Origin of the sequence: Streptomyces sp. NPDC096079, assembly GCF_040303145.1 — a bacterium.
GTDB lineage: Bacteria > Actinomycetota > Actinomycetes > Streptomycetales > Streptomycetaceae > Streptomyces.
In genome coordinates this window covers 538,332-562,536 of record NZ_JBEOST010000002.1, presented here as the reverse complement: position 1 = coordinate 562,536, position 24,205 = coordinate 538,332, and the positions used below count along the sequence as shown (strand labels likewise).

Sequence of the window (24,205 nt, the reverse complement as noted above, 5' to 3'; positions counted from 1 at the left end):
GGCCGTACGGCGTGTCCCGGCCGCCTCCGTGCGGCCTTTCACAGCGGCATCCGTACGGTGAAGACGGCGCCGCCCGCGGGATGGTTGGCGGCCCGGACGGTGCCGCCGTGCAGGCGGACGTTCTCCAGGGTGATCGCCAGGCCGAGGCCGCTGCCGGCCGAGCGGGTCCTGGCCTGGTCGGCCTTGTAGAAGCGGTCGAAGACGTGCGGCAGGACGTCCGGGTGGATGCCCGGACCCCGGTCGGCGACCTCCGTCACCAGCTCGTCCCCCTCCGCGTACAGCCTGACCGTCACCGGCGCCGCCCCGTGCCGCAGCGCGTTGCCGACGAGGTTGGCGACGACCACGTCGAAACGGCGCGGATCGAGCCGGGCCCTGATCCCCTCCCCAAGGTACGGGACGACCTGGGCGGGATCGGTCCAGTGCCGGTGCTGGAGGGTCTTGCGGACGCAGTCGGCGGCGTCGACCTCGTCGGTGTGGAGCTCGGCGGCGCGGGCGTCGAAGCGGGAGATCTCCATCAGGTCCTCGACGAGCACGGCGAGCTTCCCGGTCTCGGCGCTGATGAGCCGGACGGCGCGCGCGGTGTCGCTGTCGAGGCTCCCGGCGTCCTCGTCGAGGACCTCGGTGACCGCGAGCATCCCGGCGAGCGGGGTGCGCAGCTCGTGCGAGACGTCGGAGGCGAAGCGGCGGGCCCGGGCCTCGGCGCTGCGGAGCTCCGCGACGGAGCGTTCCAGCTCGGCGGCGGACTCGTTGAACGTGCGCGCGAGGTCGGCGAGTTCGTCGCTGCCCTTGGCGTGGATGCGGGTGTCGAGCCGTCCCCGGCCCATGCTGTGGGCGGCGCGCCGCAGTTCCCGTACGGGCCGGAGCACACCGCGCGAGGCGATGAGCGCGGGGATCAGGGCCACGGCCAGGGCCGGGAGCGCGCCGTCGCGGGCGGCGCTGACCATGGCCTCGATGTTCGCCTCCTCCTCGTCGAGCTCCATGACCGCGTAGAAGACGAGGCCGGTGGGCTGTGCCGTCCCCCTGCTGGCGTGCGTCCGGAAGACGGCGGGGACGGCGATCGTCAGGTACGGGGTGCCGTTCTTCACGACCCGCTGGAAGCTGCCGTGCGGGGTGGCCGGCCGGGCCTGGGCGCGGGCCCGCAGCTCGGGGGTGATGACGGACGAGGTGGGGCGGTCCGTGGAGGAGACACGGATCGTGCCGTACTCGGCGTAGACCCGCCAGGGGCGGGGTTTGCCCTGGCGGGCGATGTTCAGGAGCGAGTCGCGCAGGATGCGCGTGTCGACGGGCAGGTTGATGACGAGCGGGTCGATCTGGTCCCGGAAGGCGGACACGGCGGTGTCCTGGGTCTGCTCCAGGATGGCGTTGCGGGCGGCGCGGTAGGTGAGCGCGGCGGTGGTGCCGCAGCCGACGGCCGCGACGAGGAGGAACGCGAGGACGAGACGGGTGCGCAGACCGAAGGGGTGCAGGCGGGGGCGGCGGGGGCGTCCTGCGGGCGCGGTCTCGGTCGCCCCGCGCTTCCCCGGGCGCGGCGCGGTCCCGGCCTCGGGCTCCCGGGGGTGGGGCTCCGGGCTCACGCAGGCCTTCACAGCGGGCCGAAGCGGTAGCCGAAGCCCCGCAGGGTCTGGATGTACCGGGGTTCGCCCGGCGTGTCCTCGATCTTGTTCCGCAGCCTGCGGACACAGGCGTCCACCAGCCGGGCGTCCCCGTGGTAGCTGTGCTCCCAGACGTGTTCGAGCAGCTGCTGGCGGCTGAAGACCTGCTCGGGGGCGGCCGTCAGGTGCAGCAGCAGCTTCAGTTCGGAGGGGGCGAGGGCGACGCGCTCGCCCGACTTGGCGACGGTCAGGCCGGCCCGGTCGATGGCGAGCTCCCCGTGGAACTCGACGGCGGACCGGCCGTTGCCGGGCTCCTCGATGCGCCGCAGCACGGCCCGGATCCGGGCCTCGATGACCTCGGTGCGGGCGGGCTTGACGATGTAGTCGTCGGCGCCGGCCTCCAGGCCGACGACGACGTCGAAGTCGTCACCGCGCGCGGTGAGCATGATGATCGGCAGCTGGCTGCTCTCCCGGACCCGGCGGCAGACCTGGACGCCGTTCATGCCGGGCAGCATCAGGTCGAGGAGCAGCAGGTCGGGCCGGAACTCGCCGAGCGCGGCGAGCCCCGCCTCGCCGGTGGGCGCGGTGCGCACGTCGTGCCCGCGACGGCGGAGGCCGAGCTCGACGCCCTCGCGGACGGAGGGGTCGTCTTCTATCAGGAGCACGCGGGGCATGTCGTGGAGTATCCCAAGGTCGAGAAGGGGCCCCGGAGGGGGGCCGTCGTGGGCAGGCGTCCCTCCCCCGGTGTCAGGTGCGGCGGAAGCGGGCCGTGGTGGAGGTCAGGACGGCCTGGAGTTCCGTCAGGCGGAGGGGGCGGGAGAGGAGCGCGAAGGTCGCCACGACCGTCGCCGCCCCCGCCAGGCCCGCCACCACCGGTCCGGCCGGCGCCGTGCCGTCCGCCACGAACAGCCCGTACCCCGTCGCCGGGAGCGCCGCGAGGAGGAGGCGGGTGAGCGCGCTGCGGGAGCCGCCGGACACGCCCCCGAGCCGTCGGCGCAGGGCGTGCGCGGTGACCGCCCAGCCCGCCCACAGCGCCAGCGAGTACGCCGCCGCCATGCCGGTGACCGCCCAGCGGGTCGGGAGGTACTGGTAGGCGGCGAACGACAGGCCGGCGTTCAGGGCCGCGATGACCAGGTTCAGGAGGAACGGGGTGCGGGTGTCCCGCAGGGCGTAGAAGGCGCGGGTGCACACGTACTGGCCGGAGAGCGCGACCAGGCCGGGCGCGAAGGCCATCAGGGTCCAGGACATCGCCCGGATGTCGTCGCCGGTGGTCGCCCCGTACCGGAAGACCACCGTCATGAGGGGGACGGCGAGCGCCAGGAGCGCGCAGGCCGCCGGGACGACGGCGGCCGCGCTGGTCCGCACGGCGTACGAGACGTCCCGGCGGACCCCCGCGAGGTCGCCGTCCGCCGCCGCTCCGCTCATCCGGGGGAGCAGCGCGGTCACGAGGGAGACGGTGATGATGCCGTGCGGGACCGTCCACAGCAGGTACGCGTTGTTGTACGCGGCGAGGCCGGTGCCGCCGCCCTCGGCCAGGCCGCCCGCGGAGGTGGCGATCCACGTCGTCACCCAGTACGCGCCCTGGTTCGTGAGGACGAGCAGCACCAGCCAGCCCGCCGAGCGCAGGGGGGCCGCGAGGCCGCTGCCGCGCCAGTCGAAGCGGGGGCGCCAGCGGAAGCCGGCGGCGCGCAGCGAGGGCAGCAGGGCGAGGGCCTGGACGGCGATGCCGGCGGTGGTGCCCCAGCCGAGGAGGGCGGTCTCGCCGGGGGTGAGCTCCCCGCCGTCGCCGACGACGAGGAAGAGGCCGAAGACGGAGACGGCGACGACGTTGTTGAGGACCGGGGTCCACATCATGGCGCCGAACCGTCCCCGGGCGTTGAGGACCTGTCCGAGGAGGGTGAAGAGTCCGAGGAAGAAGATCTGCGGCAGACACGCGCGCGTGAAGGCGATGGTCATGTCGCGCTGGGCGCCCGTGTAGTCGGTGTAGGCGTCGACGATCAGCGGGGCGGCGAGGACGGCGACCGCCGTGAGCGCGGCCAGGGCGAGTGCGCAGAGGGTGAGGAGGCGGTCGGTGTAGGCGACGCCGCCGTCCTCGTGCTCCTTGGCGGCCTTGACGAGTTCGGGGACGAAGACGGCGTTGAGGGCGCCGCCGAGGAGGAGCATGTAGACGATGGTGGGCAGGGAGTTGCCGACCGCGTACCCGTCGGCGACGAGGCCCGCGCCGAGCGCGGCGGCGACGACGGAGGCCCGGACGAATCCGGTGGCGCGGGAGACGAGCGAGCCGGCGGCCATGACGGCGCCGCTGCGGAGGGCGGAGGCCTTCTTCCGCTCCGGTGGTGCGGTGAGCGTGGCGGTCATCGACGGGCCATGTAGGCCTGGAAGGCGCGGTACAGCGCCCCGTTGGTCGTGCCCTGCATCGGTGTCTCCCACTCCCCCAGCGTCTCGACGACCTGTCCGCCCGTGCCGAGCTTCCAGCGGAGCAGTCCGTGGGCGCGGTCGTCCGGATCAAGGGTGGAGGGTACCCCGCGCAGGTCGTAGACGGCGGCGCCGAGGGCGTGGGCGTCGAGGAGCATGCGCCACTGGAGGGCGTTGGAGGGCCGGACCTCGCGGCGGTGGTCCGCGGAGGCGCCGGTCTGGTACCAGACGCGGCCGCCCACGGTGAGCATGGTGTGCGCGGCGAGGATCTCTCCCTCGTGGCGGGCGAGGTAGAGCCGCATGCGGCCCGGCTGTTCGGCGTTGAGGACGGCGTACTGGCGCTCGTAGTAGGCGAGCGAGCGGCCGAGGCGGAAGCCGTCGCGTTCCTCGGTGACGCGCAGCAGCCGGTAGAACTCGGGGAGGTCGGCGGCGGACCCGAGGACGACCTCGACGCCGGACTTGCGGGCCTTGCGGACGTTGCGCCGCCACTCCTGGTTGAGGCCGGTCCACAGGTCGTCGGTGCTGCGGCCGGCCAGCGGGACCTGGAAGACGTGCCGGGGCTGGGCGTCGGCGCCGTCCTCGGAGTCGCCGCCGCACTTGCGCCAGCCGCGGGCCCGGAGCCGTTCGGCGACGGCGGTGCCGAGCGGGTCGACCTCGTCGGCGAGGACGTCGGAGAGCCGGCGGGCCGGACCGGTGCCGGTCTTGACGGTGGCGGCGTTCCACCGGCGGTAGGCGGGGCCGGGGCCCATGCGGACGGCGAAGGCCCCGAGGGAGCGCAGATGGCCGAGGAGCGGGGCGAGCCAGCCGTCCAGGTCGGGGTCCGCCCAGTCGGCGACGGGACCCTCGGGCAGGTAGGCGAAGTACTTGCGGGTGCCGGGGAAGGGCCTCAGGAGGACGAGCGCGACGCCCGAGAGCTCCGCCCCTTCGCGGCCCCAGCCGATGAGCTGGTGGTTCCAGCCGTCCTTCACCTGTGCCCAGGAGGGCAGTTGGAGGAAGCTCGGGCCGTCCGCGCCGGAGCGGGAGTCGAGGAACGCGCGGTACGCCTCGGGGGTCACGGGTCCGAGCCTGACCGGTCCTGCGGGGGCGCGACGGTCGGCGGGTGCGGCCGTCACGAGCAGCGCTGACACAACGGGAGCCTCCTTGTTCCGCCCCTCGGTGGTGGGGCGCACAGCAGGCTCACAGCCGAATTCGACGGAGTCGCGCGGTCATTGTGACCGGACGATGACCGTTGCGTCGCAGGCCCGGTCACAGAGGTGTCCGGCGCCCCGCGCGGGTCGGGGGGCGTCCTACAGTCCAGGGCATCCCCTTTCTTCCTCACCACGCGGAGGTCTTCCGTGCTGCCGATACGCACCACGCCGACTCGCATGTCCCGTCCCGTCCTCGCGGCCGTCGCGCTGGCCGTGTCCCTCACCGCCTGCTCGGCCCAGGCGGCGGACGGGGGCTCGTCCGGGGCGGCGGACGGGGCGGCGTCCGCGCCCCCGGCGAAGGTGACGGTCGTACGGAAGGCGGCCGGCAGCCCGGTGACGGTGACCGCGACCGGCGGCACGCTCACCGAGGTGAAGGTCGTCGACGGCGAGGGCGGCAGCCTCAAGGGCCGTACGGAGTCGGGCGGTACGAGCTGGGTCTCGGACCGCAAGGCGGCGCCCGGCACCTCCTACACGGTCGAGGTGACCTCCCGTACCGCCGACGGCAAGGAGTCGACGAGCCGGTCGTCGTTCTCCACCCCGGAGCCGGAGAAGGTCAACAAGGTGACGCTGGCGCCCGGCAAGAACACGACGGTCGGCGTCGCGCACCCCCTGTCGATCGTCTTCGACCTCCCGGTGACGCGGAAGGCGGACGTGGAGAGGCAGCTCAAGGTCACCACCTCGAACGACACCGAGGGGTCGTGGGGCTGGGTGAAGGACTACTCGGGCCGGGACCGGGCCGACTGGCGTCCCAAGGAGTACTGGAAGCCGGGCACGAAGGTCACCCTCGAAGCGGACCTCGACGGCACGGACTCGGGCGGCGGCTGGTTCGTACGGGACTACCGCACCGGTTTCACCGTCGGTGCCTCGCAGATCGTCAAGGTCGACCTCGACGCCCATCAGCTGCACGTCGTACGGGACGGGCGGACGGTCCGCACGATCCCCGTCTCCGGCGGGACCCCGGGCGGCGACAAGCGGTCCTGGCGGGGGACGGCCGTGCTGATGGCGAAGGAGGGCACCATCAACATGAACTCGGAGACCGTCGGGCTCGGCGACGCCTACGACAAGGACGTGGACTACTCGATGCGCCTGACCTGGTCGGGCATGTACGCGCACGCGGCCCCGTGGAACGGGCCGTACTTCGGCAAGGCGAACAAGAGCTCCGGGTGCATCGGCATGAGCGACGAGAACGCGGCGTCGTTCTACGCCTCGGTCAACGTCGGCGACCCCTTCGAGATCAAGGGGCAGGAGACGAAGGGGACGGTGGCCCCGGGGAACGGGTACGGGGCGTGGAACGTGTCCTGGGCGGACTGGAAGTCCAAGAGCGCGCTGCGCTGACGCGCCCGTGACCCGCGCCCGCGCCCGTCGGGCCGCTACGGCGCGCGCATCTCCCAGACCAGGACCTCCGCGTCCGACCCGGCGGTCAGGTGCGGGCTCTCCGCCCCGGTCAGCCGTGCCGCGTCGCCCTCGCCCAGCTCCTCGTCGGCCAGCGACACCCGGCCCCGCGCCACGTGCACGTACACGAAGGGCGCGGGGGGCAGCGGTGCGGACTCGGCCGGCTTCAGGCGGTGGACGTGGAGCACCGCGCCCGCCGCCGGGACGGCGTACGGGCCCGCCAGGTCCCGCACCACCTCGTACGACGGCTCCCCGCCCGGTGTCAGCGGGGCCAGCCACATCTGGACGAAGACCAGGGGGGCCGCGGCGTCGTTGCGTTCGACGTGGCGGACGCCGCCCGCCGCGCTCAGGCGCTGGAGGTCGCCGGGCCGGACGACCGTCTCGTGCCCCGCCGTGTCCCGGTGGGTGAGCGCGCCCTCCACGACCCAGGTCACGATCTCCGTGTGGCTGTGGGGGTGCTCGTCGAAGCCCGCTCCGGGTGCGAGCCGCTCCTCGTTGCAGGCGAGGAGGGCGCCGAAGCGGAGGTTGTCGGGGTCGTAGTACGGACCGAAGGACAGGGCGTGCCGGGTCTCGATGCCGGCCTCGGGGTCGCCGCCGGGGTACCGCTCGCCCGCGCGCTGGATGCGTATCACGGACGTACCGTAGCCCGGGGAAACGCCCCCGACCCCGCATGCCCGCGTCCCGATAAGGCACTCTTGTCCCCGTGCCTGAACCCGTGAACGCCTCCCATCCGCACGCCGCGACCCTGAAGCGCCTGGAGCAGTCGTCCGGGCGGCTCGCCGCCGGCGCCATCGCCCGCATGGACGAGACGCTGCCGTGGTACCGCGCGATGCCGCCCGAGAACCGGTCGTGGATCGGCCTGGTCGCCCAGGCCGGCATCGCCGCGTTCACCGAGTGGTTCCGGCACCCGGAGACCCCGCAGGCGATCTCGACGGACGTCTTCGGCACGGCACCCCGCGAGCTGACCCGCGCGATCACGCTGCGCCAGACCGTGGAGATGGTCCGCACGACCATCGAGGTCATGGAGTCGGCCATCGAGGAGGTCGCCGCCCCCGGCGACGAGTCCGTGCTCCGCGAGGCGCTCCTCGTCTACGCCCGGGAGATCGCCTTCGCCACGGCGCAGGTGTACGCCCAGGCCGCGGAGGCCCGGGGCGCCTGGGACGCCCGGCTCGAATCGCTCGTCGTCAACGCGGTGCTCTCCGGCGAGGCCGACGAGGGGGCCGTCTCCCGCGCCGCCGCCCTCGGCTGGAACTCGCCCGACCACGTGTGCGTCGTCCTCGGCACCGCCCCCGACGGGGACAGCGAGCTGACGGTGGAGGCGATCCGCCGGGCCGCCCGGCACGCCAAGCTCCAGGTCCTCACCGGCGTCCTCGGCGACCGGCTCGTCGTCATCGCCGGCGGGAACGACAACCCGCTGGCCGTCGCCAAGGCGCTGATCGGGCCGTACGCGCCGGGGCCCGTCGTCGCCGGGCCCGTCGTCCCCGACCTGCTGGCCGCGACCCGCTCCGCGCAGGCCGCGGCGGCCGGGCTCAAGGCCTGCTCGGCCTGGCAGGACGCGCCCCGCCCGGTCCTGGCGGACGATCTGCTCCCGGAGCGGGCCATCGCGTCCGACCCTTCGGCGCGCGAGCAGCTGGTGGAGGAGATCTACAGACCGCTGGAGGAGGCGGGCTCGGCGCTGCTCGAAACTCTCAGTGTCTATCTGGAGCAGGCGAGCAGCCTGGAAGGCGCGGCCCGGATGCTTTTCGTGCACCCGAACACCGTGCGCTACCGGCTTCGACGTGTGACCGACGTCACCGGCTGGTCACCCTCCGATGTGCGCTCCGCGTTCACGCTGCGGATCGCCCTGATTCTCGGACGCTTGGCCGACGCAGATCCGCAGTCCTAGACTTTTGTCGAACACCAACAATTCCCCCGACGGTTCTTCGTCCTTGTCCCCACGGGCGCTCGGAGCCGTCCCCAAGAGAGAGTGTGAGGGTGCTCGTACTCGTCGCTCCCGGCCAAGGCGCTCAGACGCCCGGCTTCCTGACTCCCTGGCTCGAACTCCCCGGCGCCGCCGACCGCATCGCGGCCTGGTCGGACGCGATCGAGCTCGACCTCGCCCATTACGGCACGAAGGCGGACGCGGACGAGATCCGCGACACCGCCGTGGCACAGCCGCTCCTCGTCGCCGCCGGCCTGCTCTCCGCGGCCGCGCTCGGTGACGTGGCGCCCGGCGTTGTCGCCGGTCACAGCGTCGGCGAGTTCACCGCGGCCGCGTTCGCGGGCGTCCTCGACGACACGGCCGCGCTCCGGCTCGTCCGTACCCGCGGACTCGCGATGGCGGACGCCGCCGCGATCACCGCGACGGGCATGTCGGCGCTGCTCGGCGGTGACCCCGAGGTGACCGTCCCGCACCTGGAGAAGCTCGGCCTGACCGCGGCCAACGTGAACGGCGCCGGCCAGATCGTGGCCGCCGGCACGCTGGAGCAGCTGGCCGCCCTGGAGGCGGACAAGCCCGAGGGCGTCCGCCGGGTCGTGGCCCTCAAGGTCGCCGGCGCGTTCCACACGCACCACATGGCCCCGGCCGTGGCGACGCTGGAGGAGGCGGCGAAGCAGCTGTCCCCGGCCGCCCCGACCACCCGCTACGTCTCCAACAAGGACGGGCGGGTCGTCACCGACGGCGCCGAGGTCGTGTCCCGTCTCGTCGGCCAGGTCGCGAACCCGGTCCGCTGGGACCTGTGCATGGAGACCTTCCAGGAGCTCGGGGCGACCGCGCTGATCGAGGTGTGCCCCGGCGGCACCCTGACCGGCATCGCCAAGCGGGCCCTGCCGGGCGTGGCCACGGTGGCGCTCAAGACTCCCGACGACCTGGACGCGGCCCGTACGCTCATCGCCGAGCACGCGGCCGTCTGACAAGGAGTGTCGAGAAACATGTCGAAGATCAAGCCCAGCAAGGGCGCCCCGTACGCGCGGATCCTCGGTGTCGGCGGCTACCGTCCCACCCGGGTCGTGCCGAACGAGGTGATCCTCGAGAAGATCGACTCGTCCGACGAGTGGATCCGCTCGCGCTCCGGCATCGCCACCCGCCACTGGGCCTCTCCGGAGGAGACGGTCGCCGCCATGTCGGTGGAGGCCTCGGGCAAGGCCATCGCCGATGCCGGGATCAGCCCCGAGCAGATCGGCGCCGTGATCGTCTCCACGGTCTCGCACTTCAAGCAGACCCCGGCCGTCGCCACCGAGATCGCCGACAAGATCGGCGCCGGGAAGCCGGCCGCGTTCGACATCTCCGCCGGCTGCGCGGGCTTCGGCTACGGCCTGACGCTCGCCAAGGGCATGATCGTCGAGGGTTCGGCCGAGTACGTCCTGGTCATCGGCGTGGAGCGGCTCAGCGACCTGACGGATCTGGAGGACCGCGCGACGGCCTTCCTGTTCGGTGACGGCGCCGGCGCCGTGGTCGTCGGCCCCTCCGAGGACCCGCACATCGGCCCCACGGTCTGGGGTTCCGAGGGCGACAAGTCCGAGACGATCAAGCAGACCGTGCCGTGGAACGAGTTCCAGGTCGGCGACGTGTCGAAGCTGCCCGTCAACGAGGCCGGCGAGATCAAGTTCCCCGCCATCACGCAGGAGGGCCAGGCGGTCTTCCGCTGGGCCGTCTTCGAGATGGCGAAGGTCGCCCAGCAGGCGCTGGACGCCGCCGGCATCTCGGCGGACGACCTGGACGTCTTCATCCCGCACCAGGCGAACATGCGGATCATCGACTCGATGGTGAAGACTCTGAAGCTGCCGGAGCACGTGACGGTCGCCCGTGACGTGGAGACCACCGGCAACACCTCGGCCGCCTCGATCCCGCTCGCGATGGAGCGGCTCCTGGCGACCGGGCAGGCGAAGAGCGGCGACACCGCGCTCGTCATCGGCTTCGGGGCGGGTCTCGTCTACGCCGCGACGGTCGTTACCCTCCCCTAGGCACTCCGGATCATCCGGAAGCCGTTTTTTCCTCAGTACAGACACAAGAAGGAGCGCCACATGGCCGCCACCGAGAAGGAGATCGTCGACGGTCTCGCCGAGATCGTCAACGAGATCGCCGGCATCCCCGTCGAGGACGTCCAGCTGGACAAGTCCTTCACCGACGACCTGGACGTCGACTCGCTGTCCATGGTCGAGGTCGTCGTCGCCGCCGAAGAGCGCTTCGACGTCAAGATCCCCGACGAGGACGTCAAGAACCTCAAGACCGTGGGCGACGCCGCCGCCTACATCCTGAAGCACCAGGACTGATCCGGTCCCGCTGACTCGGTTCGCCACCCGGCGGTGGCGCCGTAATCCGACCATCACACACGTGGAGAAAGATTTCCTGTGAGCTCGACCAATCGCACCGTGGTCGTCACCGGTCTCGGCGCAACCACACCGCTGGGTGGCGACTCCGCATCGACCTGGGAAGGTCTGATCGCGGGACGTTCCGGCGTCAAGCCCCTTGAGGGCGAGCGCTTCGCCGAACTGCCCGTCAAGATCGCGGCCCTCGCCGCGGTCGACCCCGGCGACGTGCTGCCCCGCCCGCTGGCCCGCAAGCTGGACCGCTCGGCGCAGTTCGCGCTGATCGCGGCCCGTGAGGCGTGGGCCGACGCGGGCTACACGGGCCCGGCCGGCGAGGACGAGAACATCGTCCCCGAGCGGCTCGGTTCCGTCATCGCCTCCGGCATCGGTGGCGTAACGACTCTGCTCGACCAGTACGACGTGCTGAAGGAGAAGGGCGTCCGCCGCGTCTCCCCGCACACCGTGCCCATGCTCATGCCGAACAGCCCCTCCGCGAACGTGGGCCTGGAGGTGAACGCCCGGGCGGGCGTCCACACCCCCGTCTCCGCGTGCGCGTCGGGTGCCGAGGCGATCGGCTACGCCGTCGAGATGATCCGTACCGGCCGTGCCGACGTGGTCGTCGCCGGTGGTACCGAGGCCGCGATCCACCCGCTGCCGATCGCCGCCTTCGCCAACATGATGGCGATGTCCAAGAGCAACGACGAGCCGACGAAGGCCTCGCGTCCCTACGACACCGGCCGTGACGGCTTCGTGCTCGGCGAGGGCGCGGGCGTCGTGATCCTGGAGTCCGAGGAGCACGCGAAGGCGCGCGGCGCCCGCGTCTACTGCGAGGTGCTGGGCCAGGGCCTGTCGGCCGACAGCCACCACATCGCGCAGCCCGAGCCGACCGGCCGGGGCATCGCCGCCGCGATGCAGAACCTGCTGGACTCGACGGACCTGAAGCCGGCCGAGGTCGTCCACCTCAACGCGCACGCCACGTCGACGCCGCAGGGCGACGTCGCCGAGATCAAGGCGCTGCGGAAGGTCCTGGGCGACGACCTGGACCACGTCGCGATCTCCGCGACGAAGTCGATGACGGGCCACCTCCTCGGTGGCGCCGGCGGCATCGAGACCGTCGCGACGGTCCTGGCGCTCCACCACCGCCTGGCCCCGCCGACGATCAACGTCGACGAGCTGGACCCGGAGGTCGACGCCGACATCGTCCGCGCCGAGCCCCGCGCGCTCCCGCAGGGCACGATCGCCGCGATCAACAACTCGTTCGGCTTCGGCGGCCACAACGTGGTCCTCGCGTTCCGGACGGTCTGACACGCGCGCGGCGAAGGCCCGCTCCCCGCACGGGGGGCGGGCCTTCGTCATGCGTCGGCGCAGGGCGAACGCCGCCGGTTGCGCGTGCATCAGGATCTGGTCGAGGACGACGTGGCCGCCGGGGACGGGGACGAGTTCGGGGGGCCAGTGGCTCCCGCTGGGCTAGCGTGACCAGCGGGCCGTCGCGGACGACGGGCCGGACGGTGCCGCCGCCACCGCTGAGGCCCCGGGGGCGGACAGGGCGCCCTCCGTGCCGGAGAGCGGGTCGTGCCGCCCTTGGGCACCGCCCGCTGCCGGCGCGGCTCCCCCTGCTCTCCCACCCGGCGTGCCCCCTGCGCGCCCGGGCGGAATCCGCAACCCGTGGGTGAAGCGGGGTCAGACGACCTGGTGCAGCCAGCGGACGGGGGCGCCCTCGCCCGCGTACCGGAAGGGCTCCAGTTCGTCGTCCCAGGGCTTTCCGAGCAGCTTGGCGATCTCCGCCTCCAGCTGGGTCTCGCCCTGCGCGGAGCGCGCGAGGGCGGCCCTCAGCCGGTCCTCGGGGACCAGGATGTCCCCGTGCATGCCGGTGACGGCGTGGAAGATGCCCAGGTCGGGGGTGGCGCTGTAGCGCTCGCCCTCGGCGGTGGGGCAGGGCTCCGCGGTGACCTCGAAGCGGAGCATCTGCCAGCCGCGGAGCGCGGAGGCCAGCTTGGAGGCGGTGCCGGTCTGGCCCTTCCAGGAGAACTCGGCTCTCCAGGTGCCGGGGGACGCCGGCTGGCGGATCCAGTCGAGCTGGACCCTCGCACCGAGAACGCCCGCGACCGCCCATTCGACGTGCGGGCACAACGCGCGCGGTGCGGAGTGTACGTACAGGACTCCACGTGTCGTCACCGGGACCTCCAGTGTGGGACGAGGTTCGCCTTGCCCAGCGGCCTCAGTAAACAGCATCAGGAGCAGAACATCGCAAACCCTCAAAAAGGGGACAGCATGTGACGTGATGTAATTTACCGGAGCCGGTCGGCGAAGGCGCCTCTGGTTCGACGGGGGAAAAGCTACCGTGCCGCGCCGTCATCGGTGTGACGTACGGTCGGTCCGGGGGCGGGTGAACACGAAGCTTTCACCCGCCAGGACGCCGAAGGAGGGGCCGGGGATGCGCGGCCGACGCCGATTCCGTACCGCTGTCGCCGCCGCGACGGCCGCGCTGCTGTGCGGCGGCGCGCTCTCCGGCTGTACGCAGGGGGACCCGGAGGCGGCCACGTCCGGCAGACCCGCCACGCCGAGGCCGGCACCGCTGTGGGACGTCTCCCCCACGTCCGTCGCCGCCGTCGGCGACTCCGTGACCCGCGCCTTCGACGCCTGCTCGGTCCTCTCGGACTGCCCCGAGGTGTCGTGGGCGACCGGGACGGACACCGCGGTCAACAGTCTGGCGCTGCGTCTGCTGGGCCCCGAGAAGGTGGCCGCCCGCAGCTGGAACCTGGCCCGGACGGGGGCGCGGATGGCGGAGCTCCCGGAGCAGATGGCCGGGGCGGCCGCCGAGAAGCCCGAGCTGGTGACGGTGATGATGGGGGCGAACGACGCCTGCCGGCCGACGCCGGACCTCATGACCCCGGTCGCCGACTTCCGCGCCTCGTTCGAGACGGCCCTCGCCCGGCTGCGGGCCGGGGCGCCGAAGGCGCAGGTGTACGTGGCGAGCGTGCCGGACCTGCGGCATCTGTGGTCGACGGGGCGGATGAGCCCGATGGGGCTCCAGGTCTGGAAGTTGGGGATCTGCGGCGCGATGCTGGCGGACGCGGAGGACCTGGGCCCCGCCGCGGAGCGGCGCCGGGCCGCGGTGCGGGACCGGGTGGTGGCGTACAACGAGGTCCTGGAGGAGGTCTGCGCGAAGGACGCGCGCTGCCGGTACGACGGCGGGGCGGTCTTCGGCTTCCGTTTCGACGGGGCGCAGTTGAGCCCCTGGGACTGGTTCCATCCGAGCCGGGACGGGCAGGCGCGCCTCGCGGAGCTCGCGTACCGGCGGATCACGGAGGAATGAGGGACCCCGGGGCGGTTGTCAGGTTCCGCCCCGGGGCCTGTTCGGGGTGTCCGCGGGAGGGTCAGATCTCCAGCGTCGCGCTCAGCCGCGCGTCCGCGAGGGAGTGCGCGGCGACGACCTCGTACGCGCCGGTCACGAGGGTCCAGTCGCCCTTCTCCTCGTCCCAGATCTCGAAGGCGCGGCGGGGCAGCGTGATCACGGTCTCCACGGTCTCGCCGGGCGCGGCCTCGACGCTCGCGAAGCCGGCCAGCCAGCGGACGGGCCGCTCGGACCGGTCGGACACGGGCGCCAGGTAGATCTGGACGGTCTCGCGGCCGGGCCGGGCGCCGGTGTTGGTGAGGCGGACGGTGACCGTGTCGGGGGCGGCGACCAGGGAGTCGTACGCCCAGGTGGTGTAGCCGAGGCCGTGGCCGAAGGGGTACGCGGGGACGGCGCCGGCCTTGTCCCAGGCGCGGTAGCCGATGAAGACGCCCTCGGTGTAGTGCAGTTCGCCGTCGGTCGGGGTGACCTCGGTGACCGGGACGTCGGCGAGGGCGACGGGCCAGGTGGTGGGGAGGCGGCCGCCGGGCTCCTCGGCGCCGGTGAGGACGTCGGCGAGCGCGGCGCCGCCCTCCTGGCCGGGGAACCAGCTGAGCAGGATCGCGGCCACGTCCTCGCGCCAGGGCAGTTCGACCGGGGAGCCGGCGTTGACGACGACGACGGTGTTCGGGTTGGCGGCGGCCACCGCCCGGACCAGGTCGTCCTGGCGGCCGGGGAGGGCGAGGTCCTTGCGGTCGAAGCCCTCGGACTCCACGCGCTCGGTGGTGGCGACGACCACGACGGCGGTGTCGGCGGCGCGGGCTGCCTCGACGGCCTCGGCGATCAGTTCGTCGGGGTCACGGCGGGGACCGAGGTGGACGAAGGAGAACATGACGGCCGGGAGCGGGGCCGCGAACTCCTTGTCGAGGGTGTGGAGCAGGGAGACCTCGACGGTCTCGCCCGCGGTGAGGACGACCTTGGCACGCTCGACCGGGGAGCCGAAGAAGGCCTCGAAGGGGTCGGTCTCGGGGCCCATGGCCTGGACGCCGTCGAAGACGGTCGTGCCGCCGACGCCGAGCGTGAAGGCGCCGAGGCCGCGGGTGCCGAAGGCGTGCTCGCCGGACTCGCGCGGGGTGAAGGTGCCGATGACCTCGATGGAGGCGAGGGCCTGGTGGGTGACGCCCTCGGGGAGGTCGTCGCCGATCCACTGGACCTGGCCGTTGGGGAGGGAGCCCTCGCCGATGACGTTCCCGGCGGCGTCGCGGCAGCGGGCGCGCAGGGTGAACCCCGGCGAGTTGGCGCCGGCGGGGGCGAGTTCCTCGCTGGGGTCGGCGCCGAGGGTGAAGGTGAGCGCGCCGGCGGGGAGGGCGGCGGCGAGGCCGTCGAGCGGGGAGACCACGTGCTCGGGGAAGACCTGGGCGGAGCCGCCGCCGAGGACGCGGGCGTCGCGGGCGGCGGCGCCGGAGAGGGCGACGGTGCGGCCCTCGGCGAGGGGCAGGGCGCCGCTCTCGTTGCGTACCAGGACGAAGCCGCGGCGGGCGATCTCGCGGGCGAGGGCGTCGCCGTCGAGGGCGGCGGGGGGCTCGGTGACGACCGGCGGGGCGCCTTCGAGGGCGCCGACGCGGGCGGCGAGCCGCAGGACGTTGCGTACGGCGGCGTCGACGGCGGACTCCTCGACCTCGCCGGACCGGACGGCGGCGGCGAGGGCCGGGCCGTAGACGGTGTCGGGGCCGGGCATGGCGACGTCGAGGCCGCCCCGGATGTCGCCGGTGGTGGAGCGGGCGGCCATCCAGTCGGAGACGTTGTAGCCGTCGAAGCCCCATGCGCCGCGCAGGACCTCGTTCACGAGCTCGTGGTGCTCGGTCATGGTCACGCCGTTGATCTGGTTGTAGGCGGTCATGATGCCCCAGGGGTGGGCGTTCTTGACGATGGCCTCGAAGGGGGCGAGGTAGAGCTCGCGGAGCGGGCGGGGGGCGATCCGGTTGTCGACGGTGAAGCGGTCGGTCTCGGCGTCGTTGCCGACGTAGTGCTTGACGGTGGTGCCGACGCCGCCGTCCTGGACGCCCAGGACGTAGCCGGTGCCGATGGCTCCCGTGAGGTACGGGTCCTCGCTGTAGGCCTCGAAGTGGCGGCCGCCGAGCGGGGTGCGGTGCAGGTTGACCGTGGGCGCGAGGAGCACGTGGACGCCCTTGCGGCGGGCCTCCTGGGCGAGGAGGCGGCCGGCCCTGCGGGCGAGCTCCGGGTCCCAGGTGGCGGCGAGGGCGGTCGGGGACGGGAGCGCGATCGACGGGTCGTCGGCGGTCCAGCGGACGCCGCGGACGCCGATGGGGCCGTCGGACATGACCAGGGACTTCAGGCCGATCTCCGGCAGGGCGGGCAGGGACCACATGTCCTGGCCCGCGAGCAGCCTGGTCTTGGTGTCCAGGTCGAGCTTGCCGAGTGCCGCCTCGACGGCCGTGTTCCTCACGGTCTCCGCGCTGGTCTCCGCCATGGCCGTACCTCCTGGTTGACGTACCGAATGACCCCGATGCGCCCATCGTGCACCCACCTACCTGTAGATCGGTAGGTGACGTAATCATTCTGTTACTTCCCTGCCATGACGAGGGGGTACGGTCCTGTCGGACGAACCTGTGAAAGGGGGCCGCGGCGATGGTGCGGGCCAGGAGCGAGGAGCGGCGCGCGGACATCCTGCGCGCCGCCCTCGAAGTGATCGCCGAACGCGGCTACCGGGGCGCCACCCTCGGCGCCGTCGCCGAGCGCGTCGGGCTGACCCAGCAGGGACTGCTGCACTACTTCCCGACGAAGGAGGCGCTGCTCGTCGCGGTCCTGGAGGAGCGGGACCGGTGGGACACCAGCGGGGGCCGCGACCGCGAGGGCTGGCGGCTCGACCTCCTGGAGTCCCTCGTCGAGTACAACGCGATGCGGCCCGGGATCGTGCAGACCTTCTCCGCGCTGCTCGGCGAGAGCGTCACCGACGGGCATCCGGCTCGGGAGTTCTTCACCGAGCGGTACGCGCAGGTGCGGGCCAACATGGCGGACGTCCTGCGGCTGGAGTTCGGCGAGCGGCTGCCGGGCGGCCTCACCCCGGAGCGGGCGGCGCCGCTGCTCACGGCCGTGATGGACGGCCTCCAGTACCAGTGGCTCCTGGACCCGTCGGCGGTGGACATGCCGGGCGCCTTCCGCGACTTCCTGCGGCTGCTGCACGGCGGGGACGGCTCCGGGGACTAGTGCTCAGCACTAGCGGGCGATCGCCGCCAGGTCCTCGGCCAGGAGGGCCGGGTCCCCGGTGAGGAGGCCGTGGACGGCCTCCAGGACGGGGAGCTTCGCCGCGGACGTGGCCAGGCCGACGTCCTTCGCGGCGAGGCCGACCGGGAAGTACGAGCCGGTGGCGGTGGCCCGGCCGACCGCTCCGGCGAGGGGGCCCGCGCCCAGGGTGCGCAGCGCGAGCTCGCGGGGCAGGCCGAGGGCGCCGGCGAGCGTGAGGGCCTCGGCGACGAGGGCGACCCCGCCGATCGCGGCGTTGATGAGGACCAGCTTGAGGGCGGCGCCGGTGCCGGGACCGCCGCAGGGCGTGACGGTGCCGAGCCGGTCGAGGACGGCGGCGACGGGCGTGGTGTCCCCGCCCGCGAGGATCATCAGCTCGCCGGCGGCGGCCCGGTCGACGCTGCCCATGACGGGCGCGTCGATCAGGGTGACCCCGGCGGGGAGCCGCGCGGCGAGGCCGGCGACGACGTCGGGGCCGACCGTGGAGGTGTCGATCCAGTGGGTGCCGGGGCGCAGCGCGGGGAGCATCTCGTCCGCGACGGCGAGGGCGGCGGCCGGGTCGGCGAGCATCGTGACGACGACGTCGGCGTCCCGGACGGCCTCGGCGGGCGTCGCGGCCCGGACGGCGCCGTCGGCGACGAGGGCGTCGGCCTTGCCGGCCGTGCGGTTCCAGACGGTGAGGGGATGTCCGGCGTCGAGCAGCCGGCGGGCCATCGGCAGGCCCATGGATCCGAGGCCGAGGAACGCGGTCTTCTGCGGGGTGTTCTCCATGGCGTCGACGCTAGGCCCGGCCCCGGCATGCGACAAGCGAATGTCTAGCATGGCTGCCATGCCCGTCTCGCATGGCCTGTACGAGGCCTTCCTCGCCGTCGCGCGCGCGGGGTCCCTCACCGCCGCCGCCCACGCCCTCGGCTACACGCAGTCCGCGGTGTCCCGCCAGGTCCAGGCCCTGGAGGAGGAGATGGGCGCGGAGCTGTTCGAGCGGCTGCCGCGCGGGGTGCGGCTCACCGAGGCGGGCCGGGTGCTGCTGCCGCACGCCGAGGCGGTACGGGACCGGCTGGCCGCGGCCCGCGCCGAACTGGACTCCCTGCGCACGCTCGGCGGCGGGCTGCTGCGGCTCGGGGCCTTCTCCAGCGCGACCGCCTCGCTCGTGCCGCGCGCGCAGGCCGCCTTCCGCGAGCGGCACCCGGGTGTCGTGGTCACGCGTGTGGAGGGCCCGTCGGTGAAGCACCTCGGGCTCGTCGTCGCCGGGGAGGAGGACCTGGCCGTGGTCAGCCCGGCGCTCGGCACGGCCCCGCCGCCCGGGGTGACGCTGCGGCACCTGCTGGACGAGCCGGTGCTGGTGGCCCTGGAGCGGGACCATCCGCTCGCGGGGCGGCGGGAGGTGCGGCTCGCCGAACTCGCCGACGAGGAGTGGATCGTCGGCAAGGAGCGCCTGGAGGACACCCTCTTCCGTCCGGCGGTCGCCGCCGGGTTCCGGCCGCGCACCGGGCTGCTCGCGCACGACTGGATCGCCAAGCTGGGCGCGGTCGCGGCGGGGCTCGGCGTCACGCTCGTGCCCGCGCTCGCGGCGGCCTCGGTGCGCCCGGACGTCGCGCTCGTCACGATCCCCCCGGAGGACGTCCCGTACCGCCGGATCCGCGCGGCCCTCCCGCCGGTCCCGACGACGGCGGCGACCGCGTTCCTCGGGGTGCTGCGGGAGACGGCGGAGGCGCTGCGGGGATCCCCGGGGTTCCCGCGCGGCGGGCACGCGGGATGATGGGGGCCATGATCGTCGCAGCCACCCAGTTCGCCCCGGTCGCCGGGGACATCGACGCCAACGTCCGTACGATCGCCGGCCTGGTCCGGGCGGCCGGGGCGGAGGGGGCGCGGGTCGTGGTCTTCTCCGAGCTCTCGCTCACCGGGTACGAGCCGTCCCTGATCCGCGACTCCCCCGGCCTGGTCCTCACCGAGGACGACGCGCGCCTCGAACCGGTGCGGGAGGCGTGCCGGGCCGTCGGCGCGGCGGCCGTGGTCAACGGGCCGGTGCGCACGGCCGGTTCGGGTGCCGGGATCACCACGCTGGTGGTCGGACCCGACGGCTCGCTCCTCGCCCGCTACGACAAGCAGCACCTGTACGGCGTCGAGGCCGAGGTCTTCGCAGCGGGTTCCACCGACGGGCGGTTCGCGCTCGACGGGGTCCGCTTCGCCCTGGCCACCTGCTACGACAACCGCTTCCCCGCCTTGGCCGAGCGGGCCGCCGCCGACGGCTGCGCCGTGTATCTGGCGAGTTCGGTGCTCGGCGCCGACAACGACTCCTTCGAGACGGTGTATCCGGCGCGGGCCCGGGACTTCGGCCTCCATGTGGTGCTCGGCAACGTGCTGGGGCCCAACGAGGACGGGGTGGGCTGCGGCCTGGCCGGGGCCTGGGGCCCGGACGGCGGGCGGATCGCGGACGCGGGCGCCGAGGAGCCGGGGTTCGTGCTCGCCGAGGTGGGCTGAGCACGCGGGAAGGGCCGGACGGTCGTGGGACATACGACCGTCCGGCCCCCTGGGGAGACCGTCGTGGAACCCCCGGTCCACGGCGTCACCCCGGCCCCGTCACGGGGCGTTCGTCCCCCTTACGGGGCGCTCAGACCCAGCGTGTACGCGCCGGAGCCGCTGTACGCGTGGACCAGGTACCGGTAGTAGCCCGCGGTGCCGTAGTAGCTGGTGTCCTCGTCGGCCGTCTCCGTGCCGCCGACGGCCACGTCCACCCACGCCGACCCGTTCCACTTCTGCAGGTACAGGTCGAAGTCGGTGCCGGCCGGGCCGCGCAGGCAGCCCACGTGGGTGCCGGAGGTCGCCGAGTAGTAGTACGAGCCGTTGGGCTGGGCCGCGGCCTGACCGGAGGCCAGGGTGCCCTGGTACGTGTACTGGGTGTCGTCGCAGCCGGTGGGCGGGGTCGTGGTGCCGACCGCCAGCTGGTAGGTGACCGTGTGCGTGGCGGAGCCCGTACCGGTGACGGTGATCGGGTACGTGCCGTTGGCGGTGCCCGCGGCGACCTGGACGGTCATCGTGGACGAGGAGCCCGAGGTCACCGAGGAGGGGCTGAAGGAGACCGTGACGCCGCTCGGGGCGCCGCTCGCGGAGAGCTGCACCGTCTGCGCGCTGCCGCCGGTGGTGGAGGTGTTCACCGTGGAGGTCACGGAGGCACCCGCCTGGACCGAGCCCGAGGACGGGTTCAGGGCGAGCGAGAAGTCCGGCGTGGTGGTGCCGCCGCAGTCGGTCTCACCGGACTGGGCCGGCACGCCGACCGCGTTCCAGGCCGCCTTCACCGCGTTGCACTCGGCGCTGCCGTAGGTGTTCTTGGCGCTGGTCAGGGTCGCCCTGCGGGCGGCGGGGTGGTTCCAGGAGGAGGTCTTCATGAGCAGTGCGCCCATGAAGATCTTGCCGGCCTTCTGGATGCCGATGCCGGTCACGGAGGACGGACCGCCGGAACATATCGGGCTGCTGGGCTTGCCGCCGCCCGGGTTGGAGCCCTCGGCGAGCAGGTAGAACCAGTGGTTCTGCGGGCCGGCCGCCGCGTGCACCTCGGTGCCGGAGGTCAACTGCGGGTAGCAGTTGGGGGCGCTGTCGGCGAGCGAGGGGTTGTACATGTAGCGGATCGGCTTGCCGTCGCCGAAGAAGTTGACCTCCTCGCCGACCGTGTAGTCCGGGGTGTCGTTCGGGTTGTTGGCGTAGTGCTCGGTGAGCGCGCCGAAGATGTCGCCCGTCGACTCGTTCATGCCGCCGTTCTCGTTGGACGAGCCCGAGCTGCCCGGCGTCCGGTCGAAGATCTCGTGGCCGTACTCGTGGGCAACGACGTCGATGGCGGTGAGCTGGTTGGAGCCGGTCTGGGCCCGTCCGTAGGTCGTCTTCGTGCCGTCGTAGTAGGCGTTGACCTCGCCCAGTCCGGCGCGGGCGGGGACCATGCCGCCCTGACCGTTCTGGCCGTTGTAGCCGAACCACTCCTTGAGCATGGAGTGTTCCCGCTGCGCCGCGTACATGATGTCGACGCAGGCGGTCACCAGGTCGTTGGCGCCGTTGTTGCCCCACGGCGAGGAGCCCGTGTAGGCGCTGCCGTTCTGGCCGCCGCACTTGAAGGAGCCGCGGCTGGTGTCGGTCATCGAGGTCGCGGCGGTGTCGATGGTGACGTTGCCGTTGTGGTAACCGCGGCCGTCGGCGTGCAGGATCTTGTCGGTGGCGCGGGCGACGGCCCCGGTGCGCGCGTCGACGAAGGTGTCGAGCGAGCTGGGGGCGTCCGCGGCGGTCCGGCCGACGACCAGGGTGTGCCAGGTGAGGACCGCCTTGCCGCCCTTGAGGAGCACGGTCAGCTCCGGGGCGCTCGCGCTCTCGACCGAGGCCAGCTGCTTCCGGGCGGTGGCGAGGGCCGCGTCCGCCGTCACCGTCGCCCTCGTGGAGACCCTGATGGCCGGGGCCGTGGCGCCGGTGACCTCGCGGACCCTGCCGGAGCTGTCGGAGACGACGACCGCGTCGCCTCCGACGACCGGGAGGCCGCGGTAGGTGCGCTCGTACGAGGCGTAGTACAGGCCGTTCGCCCAGGGGGTGACGGACGTCCGGACGAGGTCCTCGTCGGCTCCGTGCCGCAGCTCGTCGAGACCGCTGGCCGCCGCCTTGTCCGCGGCGGCGAGCGCCAGGGACTTGCCGTGGCCGGGCGGTACCGGCTGCGCCTGCGGGGCCGCGGCGGCGGGGCCGGCGAGGGCGGTCGCGAGGCTCGCCGAGAGCGCCAGGGCGGCCACGGTCGCCGTGAGTCTGGTGGGGTGCAACGTCTGCTCCGATCGGGGTGGGGATCGTGGTGGGGGAGACGGATCGTCGCGCCGAGTATGGGCGTGGACATGGCCAGTTCGGGACATCTCACGCGGCATAAGACGCGGGTTATGGTGCGCCCGTGCGCCGCTGCGTACGCTGCTGAAATGCAGCTGGAGTTGAGGCATCTTGAGGCCGTCTGCCGGATAGCGGAGGCGGGCAGTCTGGGGCGTGCCGCCGGGCGGCTCGGCGTCTCGCAGCCGGCCCTCTCCGCACAGCTCCGCCGCATCGAGCGGGTCGCGGGCGGGGAGCTCTTCCTGCGCGGCCGGCACGGCGTGGAGCCCACGCCGCTCGGCGAGTTCGTGCTCTCCAAGGCGCGGCTCGTGCTCGGCGAGATGGACGCGCTGGCCGCCGGGGCGCGGGCCGCCGCCCCGCACTCCCCGCTGCGGCTCGGCTGCATCCTGCTCGTCCTCGTCGACCGGCTGCTCGGTGAACTGGAACAGGCCATGGCGGGCCAGGAGATCGCCGTCACCGTGGAGCACTCGGCGACGACGCTGACCCGGCAGCTCGGCGCGGGACGGTACGACGCCGTGCTGTACGGGGAGGTCAACGACCACGAGGTGCCGCTGCCGGAGGGGACGACCGCGCGCACCCTCGTCCCCAAGGAGCCCTTCTGCGTGCGGCTCTCGGCGGCGCACCCGCTGGCCGGACGGGAGCGGATCGCGCTCGCCGAGCTCGCGGACGAGTCGTGGATGACACTGGTGGAGGACGACGACGGCGGCCCCGAGGCGCTCGTCGCCGCCTGTGAGAAGGCCGGGTTCACGCCCTCGCTACGGCACCGGGTCGCGGACCGGAAGATGCACTACGACCTCATCGCGGCGGGCCGGGCGATCTCGATGAGCCAGCCGACGGCCCCGGCGGCGGAGGGCACGGTGCTGCGGCCCCTGGAGGGCGATCCGGTGACGGGACGCATCCGGCTCGCCTGGAACCGGGCCGCGGTGTCGGCCCGGCAGGCGGAGCTGCTGTACGGCTCGGCGGCCCGCGCCTACCTGGCGAACGTCGACAACAACGCCTTCCACCGGACGTGGTGGGACGCGCGACCCGAGCTGCACCCGGTCCTGGAGGGCTGAGCGGCCTCAGTGCGGGAGGTGGTGGGCTCCGCGCCGGGCACCGGCGTCCCGGTCGTCCTCGTCGGTGTCGCCGGCCTCGTCGTCGGCCCCGTTCTCGCCCCGCAGGTCACGGACCATCAGGGTGGCTCCGGCGACCGCCCCCGGCATGAGGAAGACGGCGACGAAGGGCACCAGGAAGGCGAGCGTCAGCGGCACGCCGAAGCCCAGGACGGCCAGTCGGCGCCCGCGGAGCAGCCGCAGCCGCTCCTTGAGCTCGACGCCCCGGCGCTGGAGCGCGACGGCCGTCAGCTCCTCGGCGAGGAAGAAGCCGGAGACGCCGAAGCCGATGGCGGGGACGACGGTCTGGCCGACGACGGGGATGAACCCGCAGGCGAAGAGCAGGACGCCGTAGAACGCGACCCGCAGCAGGATCCGCAGACTGTCGCGGGCCGAGATCCACAACTCGCGCCAGAGCGGCAGGCCCGACTCGGGCACCTCGCCGCCCTCGCTGCGGTCGACCTCCTCGGACAGCGACTCGTAGAAGGGCTGGCCGACGAGGAGCGTGACGGCGGTGAAGGTGATGACCGCGAGGAAGAGCCCGAGGGCGAAGACCAGAGCCGTCAGGGTGCCGCGGAAGATCCCGAGCCAGGGCGAGGACCAGTCGTCGGCGAACGGCGTCGCCCACGCGGTCAGGTCGTCGGCTCCGTAACCGAGACCGACGAGCGCCCCCGCGTACAGGACGAGCGTCACGAGTCCGGGCAGCAGCCCGAAGCCGAACCAGCGTCCGTGCCGGCCCACCCACTTCTGGCCCTGCAACAGGTACTTGAAACCCACCCCGAGATCACGCATGGAGGTCAC

The 24,205-nt window shown here is 73.3% G+C and carries 21 protein-coding genes; 11 read left to right on the top strand and 10 right to left on the bottom strand.

Features of this window, described 5'->3' with window-relative positions:
- Positions 1-38: 38 nt before the first annotated feature.
- From ABTY59_RS06465 to ABTY59_RS06450, 4 genes are all read right to left on the bottom strand, one after another.
- Positions 39-1,574, bottom strand: a complete 1,536-nt coding sequence (locus ABTY59_RS06465; RefSeq protein ID WP_502995333.1) for an ATP-binding protein — start codon at positions 1,572-1,574, stop codon at positions 39-41.
- Between the two features lie 8 nt (positions 1,575-1,582).
- A complete protein-coding gene (locus tag ABTY59_RS06460; protein WP_352017753.1) occupies positions 1,583-2,266 on the bottom strand; it encodes a response regulator in 684 nt (227 codons plus the stop codon).
- Positions 2,267-2,339: 73 nt separating this feature from the next.
- Positions 2,340-3,950, bottom strand: a complete 1,611-nt coding sequence (murJ, locus tag ABTY59_RS06455) for a murein biosynthesis integral membrane protein MurJ (protein WP_352017752.1) — start codon at positions 3,948-3,950, stop codon at positions 2,340-2,342.
- A complete protein-coding gene (locus ABTY59_RS06450; protein WP_352017751.1) occupies positions 3,947-5,134 on the bottom strand; it encodes a lipid II:glycine glycyltransferase FemX in 1,188 nt (395 codons plus the stop codon). The genes murJ and ABTY59_RS06450 overlap by 4 nt, the downstream gene beginning before the upstream one ends.
- 237 nt (positions 5,135-5,371) lie before the next feature.
- Between ABTY59_RS06450 and ABTY59_RS06445 the strand changes: the two genes are divergently transcribed.
- A complete protein-coding gene (locus ABTY59_RS06445) occupies positions 5,372-6,529 on the top strand; it encodes a L,D-transpeptidase (protein WP_352017750.1) in 1,158 nt (385 codons plus the stop codon).
- 35 nt (positions 6,530-6,564) lie between these two features.
- On the opposite strand, the gene ABTY59_RS06440 is transcribed toward ABTY59_RS06445, so the two are convergent.
- Positions 6,565-7,218: a pirin family protein gene (locus ABTY59_RS06440; protein WP_352017749.1), complete on the bottom strand. Its 654-nt coding sequence runs from the start codon at positions 7,216-7,218 to the stop codon at positions 6,565-6,567.
- A 71-nt stretch (positions 7,219-7,289) separates the two neighbouring features.
- Between ABTY59_RS06440 and fasR the strand changes: the two genes are divergently transcribed.
- The 5 genes from fasR (at position 7,290) to fabF (ending at position 12,178) form a co-directional block, all read left to right on the top strand.
- On the top strand, positions 7,290-8,471 hold the full coding sequence (fasR, locus tag ABTY59_RS06435) for a fatty acid biosynthesis transcriptional regulator FasR (protein ID WP_352017748.1): 1,182 nt from the start codon (positions 7,290-7,292) through the stop codon (positions 8,469-8,471).
- A gap of 89 nt (positions 8,472-8,560) precedes the next feature.
- The gene (locus tag ABTY59_RS06430; protein WP_352017747.1) at positions 8,561-9,478 is read left to right on the top strand and encodes an ACP S-malonyltransferase; all 918 of its coding nucleotides are present in this window, start codon (positions 8,561-8,563) and stop codon (positions 9,476-9,478) included.
- Between the two features lie 18 nt (positions 9,479-9,496).
- A complete protein-coding gene (locus ABTY59_RS06425) occupies positions 9,497-10,528 on the top strand; it encodes a ketoacyl-ACP synthase III (RefSeq protein WP_352017746.1) in 1,032 nt (343 codons plus the stop codon).
- Between the two features lie 60 nt (positions 10,529-10,588).
- Positions 10,589-10,837, top strand: coding sequence for an acyl carrier protein (locus tag ABTY59_RS06420; RefSeq protein WP_351191550.1), 249 nt, complete (start codon positions 10,589-10,591; stop codon positions 10,835-10,837).
- A gap of 78 nt (positions 10,838-10,915) precedes the next feature.
- Positions 10,916-12,178 carry a beta-ketoacyl-ACP synthase II gene (gene fabF, locus ABTY59_RS06415; RefSeq protein WP_352017745.1) on the top strand — a complete coding sequence of 421 codons (1,263 nt, stop codon included), beginning with the start codon at positions 10,916-10,918 and terminating at the stop codon, positions 12,176-12,178.
- Between the two features lie 375 nt (positions 12,179-12,553).
- On the opposite strand, the gene ABTY59_RS06410 is transcribed toward fabF, so the two are convergent.
- The gene (locus ABTY59_RS06410; protein ID WP_352017744.1) at positions 12,554-13,048 is read right to left on the bottom strand and encodes a DUF3145 domain-containing protein; all 495 of its coding nucleotides are present in this window, start codon (positions 13,046-13,048) and stop codon (positions 12,554-12,556) included.
- Between the two features lie 259 nt (positions 13,049-13,307).
- Here ABTY59_RS06410 and ABTY59_RS06405 point away from each other — a divergent pair, with 259 nt between their 5' ends.
- Positions 13,308-14,189 carry an SGNH/GDSL hydrolase family protein gene (locus tag ABTY59_RS06405; RefSeq protein WP_352017743.1) on the top strand — a complete coding sequence of 294 codons (882 nt, stop codon included), beginning with the start codon at positions 13,308-13,310 and terminating at the stop codon, positions 14,187-14,189.
- Between the two features lie 61 nt (positions 14,190-14,250).
- Here the strand turns inward: ABTY59_RS06405 and ABTY59_RS06400 are convergent, their stop codons facing one another.
- Entirely contained in the window at positions 14,251-16,698 is a 2,448-nt protein-coding gene (locus tag ABTY59_RS06400; protein WP_352017742.1) for a glycoside hydrolase family 3 protein, read from the bottom strand.
- A gap of 158 nt (positions 16,699-16,856) precedes the next feature.
- Here ABTY59_RS06400 and ABTY59_RS06395 point away from each other — a divergent pair, with 158 nt between their 5' ends.
- Positions 16,857-17,435, top strand: coding sequence for a TetR/AcrR family transcriptional regulator (locus tag ABTY59_RS06395; protein WP_352017741.1), 579 nt, complete (start codon positions 16,857-16,859; stop codon positions 17,433-17,435).
- A 9-nt stretch (positions 17,436-17,444) separates the two neighbouring features.
- On the opposite strand, the gene ABTY59_RS06390 is transcribed toward ABTY59_RS06395, so the two are convergent.
- Positions 17,445-18,242, bottom strand: a complete 798-nt coding sequence (locus ABTY59_RS06390; RefSeq protein ID WP_352017740.1) for an NAD(P)-dependent oxidoreductase — start codon at positions 18,240-18,242, stop codon at positions 17,445-17,447.
- 58 nt (positions 18,243-18,300) lie between these two features.
- Between ABTY59_RS06390 and ABTY59_RS06385 the strand changes: the two genes are divergently transcribed.
- A complete protein-coding gene (locus ABTY59_RS06385; RefSeq protein WP_352017739.1) occupies positions 18,301-19,230 on the top strand; it encodes a LysR family transcriptional regulator in 930 nt (309 codons plus the stop codon).
- A gap of 8 nt (positions 19,231-19,238) precedes the next feature.
- Positions 19,239-19,952, top strand: a complete 714-nt coding sequence (locus ABTY59_RS06380; RefSeq protein WP_352017738.1) for a carbon-nitrogen hydrolase family protein — start codon at positions 19,239-19,241, stop codon at positions 19,950-19,952.
- Between the two features lie 119 nt (positions 19,953-20,071).
- On the opposite strand, the gene ABTY59_RS06375 is transcribed toward ABTY59_RS06380, so the two are convergent.
- A complete protein-coding gene (locus tag ABTY59_RS06375; protein ID WP_352017737.1) occupies positions 20,072-22,258 on the bottom strand; it encodes a M4 family metallopeptidase in 2,187 nt (728 codons plus the stop codon).
- Positions 22,259-22,405: 147 nt separating this feature from the next.
- On the opposite strand from ABTY59_RS06375, the gene ABTY59_RS06370 reads away from it, so the two are divergent.
- Complete coding sequence (locus ABTY59_RS06370; protein ID WP_352017736.1) at positions 22,406-23,368, top strand: LysR family transcriptional regulator; 963 nt, start codon at positions 22,406-22,408, stop codon at positions 23,366-23,368.
- A 6-nt stretch (positions 23,369-23,374) separates the two neighbouring features.
- Here ABTY59_RS06370 and ABTY59_RS06365 read toward each other — a convergent pair whose 3' ends face one another.
- Positions 23,375-24,196 carry an EI24 domain-containing protein gene (locus ABTY59_RS06365; RefSeq protein ID WP_352017735.1) on the bottom strand — a complete coding sequence of 274 codons (822 nt, stop codon included), beginning with the start codon at positions 24,194-24,196 and terminating at the stop codon, positions 23,375-23,377.
- Positions 24,197-24,205: the final 9 nt, after the last annotated feature.

Excerpts from the sequence above, each read along its gene's own strand:
- ABTY59_RS06460 (WP_352017753.1), bottom strand. The coding sequence starts at position 2,266 with ATGCCCCGCGTGCTCCTGATAGAAGACGACCCCTCCGTCCGCGAGGGC.
- murJ (WP_352017752.1), bottom strand. The coding sequence starts at position 3,950 with ATGACCGCCACGCTCACCGCACCACCGGAGCGGAAGAAGGCCTCCGCC.
- ABTY59_RS06445 (WP_352017750.1), top strand. The coding sequence starts at position 5,372 with ATGTCCCGTCCCGTCCTCGCGGCCGTCGCGCTGGCCGTGTCCCTCACC.
- ABTY59_RS06425 (WP_352017746.1), top strand. The coding sequence starts at position 9,497 with ATGTCGAAGATCAAGCCCAGCAAGGGCGCCCCGTACGCGCGGATCCTC.
- ABTY59_RS06420 (WP_351191550.1), top strand. The coding sequence starts at position 10,589 with ATGGCCGCCACCGAGAAGGAGATCGTCGACGGTCTCGCCGAGATCGTC.
- ABTY59_RS06405 (WP_352017743.1), top strand. The coding sequence starts at position 13,308 with ATGCGCGGCCGACGCCGATTCCGTACCGCTGTCGCCGCCGCGACGGCC.
- ABTY59_RS06400 (WP_352017742.1), bottom strand. The coding sequence starts at position 16,698 with ATGGCGGAGACCAGCGCGGAGACCGTGAGGAACACGGCCGTCGAGGCG.
- ABTY59_RS06395 (WP_352017741.1), top strand. The coding sequence starts at position 16,857 with ATGGTGCGGGCCAGGAGCGAGGAGCGGCGCGCGGACATCCTGCGCGCC.
- ABTY59_RS06390 (WP_352017740.1), bottom strand. The coding sequence starts at position 18,242 with ATGGAGAACACCCCGCAGAAGACCGCGTTCCTCGGCCTCGGATCCATG.
- ABTY59_RS06385 (WP_352017739.1), top strand. The coding sequence starts at position 18,301 with ATGCCCGTCTCGCATGGCCTGTACGAGGCCTTCCTCGCCGTCGCGCGC.
- ABTY59_RS06380 (WP_352017738.1), top strand. The coding sequence starts at position 19,239 with ATGATCGTCGCAGCCACCCAGTTCGCCCCGGTCGCCGGGGACATCGAC.
- ABTY59_RS06370 (WP_352017736.1), top strand. The coding sequence starts at position 22,406 with ATGCAGCTGGAGTTGAGGCATCTTGAGGCCGTCTGCCGGATAGCGGAG.
- ABTY59_RS06365 (WP_352017735.1), bottom strand. The coding sequence starts at position 24,196 with ATGCGTGATCTCGGGGTGGGTTTCAAGTACCTGTTGCAGGGCCAGAAG.